Genomic DNA, 704 nt, shown 5'->3' on the forward strand with positions numbered 1-704 from the left:
CATATGCCGTTTGATGATAAGCATCGAGCAAAATACTACTGGCACCTGCGTCAGCAAACTGTGCAATCTGAGCACGAACGCTATCGGGTGTGTCTTGCTCTGCATTGATACGCAGCGCTTTCACCCAGCGTTTATTGACTGTGCTTGCCAGCTGCTCACACTGTTCAGCCGTTTCATCACCGTGAAACTGAATGATATCAAAAGGTACATCGTTTGCTAATTTGACCAGCTCATCTTTAGGCATATTGACCACCAATGCCACCACGCTGACGAAAGCAGGTACGGCAGCGCTTAGAGTTTGTGCTTGCTCTATCGTGACCGCACGCGGACTTGGCGGATAAAACACCAAACCGACTGCGTCTGCACCTAACTGTGCCGCAGTCTGTATATCACTAAGCTGAGTAAATCCGCAAAACTTAACGTGCATTTTGTGACCTTGGATTTTATATTCATCAATCTGACATCGATTATAGCGGCATCAGATAGCGTCAGACTAAAGATAAATCGTGAGATATGATGAGAATTTGTTACGCAAACGGCAAAGCCATTGCATCCAAAAACTTATCCTAGCATACTTTTATGCTCAGTTTTGTTTATGATTGCGATTGATTAATATAGGGATACTTTGATGTCAAAGACTACTAACAACAATGGTAGCAATAATAAAAATAATGACAGTAGCGATAGCGACAGTCCGTTGCATT

The 704-nt window shown here is 43.3% G+C and carries 1 protein-coding gene; it reads right to left on the reverse strand.

Features of this window, described 5'->3' with window-relative positions:
• Positions 1 to 427 (reverse strand): phosphoribosylanthranilate isomerase (locus ACS8FC_RS17545; RefSeq protein WP_439297730.1); only part of this gene is annotated, 427 nt, incomplete at its 3' end.
• Between the last annotated feature and the right edge of the window lie 277 nt (positions 428 to 704).

Source organism: Psychrobacter sp. 1Y4, from assembly GCF_051847555.1.